At 67.7% G+C, this 1,523-nt stretch carries 2 protein-coding genes; both read right to left on the minus strand.

Annotated features, from left to right (window positions below; translation table 11 throughout):
- Window positions 1–35 precede the first annotated feature (35 nt).
- Complete coding sequence (locus PV350_RS46545; RefSeq protein WP_500339300.1) at window positions 36–1,043, minus strand: IS3 family transposase; 1,008 nt, start codon at window positions 1,041–1,043, stop codon at window positions 36–38.
- 17 nt (window positions 1,044–1,060) lie between these two features.
- On the minus strand, window positions 1,061–1,444 hold the full coding sequence (locus tag PV350_RS46550) for a transposase (RefSeq protein ID WP_500339301.1): 384 nt from the start codon (window positions 1,442–1,444) through the stop codon (window positions 1,061–1,063).
- Between the last annotated feature and the right edge of the window lie 79 nt (window positions 1,445–1,523).

Here is a 1,523-nt window from a genome sequence, read left to right on the forward strand (position 1 = left end):
CGGAAGATTTCAAGTCCAGTGAGACGGTCGTGACGCTATGAGGTTTGTGGTGCGGGGTCGCGGCGCTTGGCTGGGTCGTTGATCCACGCCTGCTGGGGTATCCGGGGTGGTCGGGGGCGTCGGCCGAAGCGTTCGGGATGGCGGGCGTATGCGTCGGCGAGGGTGACGGCCCGCTGGTCGCGGACTTCCTCGGCGGTGCCGAAGTGCACGCTGGCGGGCGTGTGCCAGCCGATGCCCGAATGCCGGTGCTCGTGGTTGTAGTACGTGATGAACGCCTCGAACCACTCGCGGGCATGGGCCAGCGAATCGAACCGCTCGGGGTAGTCGGACATGTACTTCACGGTCTTGAAGTGGGCCTCGCTGTAGGGGTTGTCGTTGGAGACCTTCGGCCTCGAGTGCGACCTCGTCACCCCGAGGTCGATCAGCAGCTGGGAGACCTTCTTGGAGGTCATCGACGTGCCGCGGTCGGCGTGCACGGTCTCGGGCACGATGCCGTTGCGGACGATGGTCTCCCGGATCAACTCCTCGGCCCGTGTCGCTGATTCGGCGGCCTCGACGGTATGACCGACGATGTAGCGGCTGAAGATGTCGATGACGACGTAGGCGTGATACCAGATGCCCTTGGCCGGCCCGGCCGCCTTGGTGATGTCCCAGGTGAACACCTGTGAGGGCCCGGTGGCGACCAGCTCGGGCACCGTTTTCGCCGGGTGGGTGGCCTGGCGGCGGCGTTCGCCGGACTGCCCCTTCTCGCGCAGGATCCGGTACATCGTGGAGACGGAACAGTGGTAGCGCCCGGCATCCAGCTCGCGGGCCCAGATCTGCGCGGGCGGCAGCTCGGCGTACTCGCCCGAGTTCATCAGCTCCAGGACGGCCGCCCGTTCCTGCGGTGTGAGGGCCGAGGGCTGGACCTGCGGTTTCCTGGGCTTTCGCTCGGGCGGGGGCCGCAGACGGCGGTAGTGGGTGGCCCGGGAACGGCCGGTCAGCCGGCAGGCCGCCGTGACACCGAGCTCGTACTCGACGCCGGTGAACGCGTCGTCGACCACCGGTTCGGCCGCAGAGTTCAGTCCGCGCCCTCGGAGATCATTTCCAAGAGCGCAGAAGCTTTTCCCATGACTTCCAGCGCGGCCTTGTTCCGGGCCAGTTCCTGCTCTAGCCGTTCCACCTGGCGGCGCAGTTTTTCGTTCTCCGCCTCGGCTGCGGACCTCTTCGGCCTCGCCGGGCTGGTGCGCTTGTCGACCAGCTTTTCCAGGGCTCCGGCGTCCCGCGCGGCCCGCCATTCCTTGACGTGCGAGTGGTACAGGCGTTCGCGGCGCAGGATCGCGCCCTTCTCGTTCTTGGGCGCGCCGTCGTACTCGGCCACGATCCGCAGCTTGTACTCGGGGCTGAAGGTGCGGCGCTTCGGCCGGGGGGCCGGGTCGGGCCCGGCAGGGTTGGTGCTGGTCATGAAGGGGTGGTTCTCCTGTCGTGCCCTCTCAGGCTAACCCGGCGAAGCGGGACGTCTCACCCAAGGCTGACAGAGAGGG

The organism is Streptomyces sp. PA03-6a (genome assembly GCF_033792765.1).
Classification (GTDB): domain Bacteria; phylum Actinomycetota; class Actinomycetes; order Streptomycetales; family Streptomycetaceae; genus Actinacidiphila.

Coding starts and splice junctions, on each gene's coding strand:
- PV350_RS46550 (WP_500339301.1), bottom strand. CDS start 1,444: ATGACCAGCACCAACCCTGCCGGGCCCGACCCGGCCCCCCGGCCGAAG.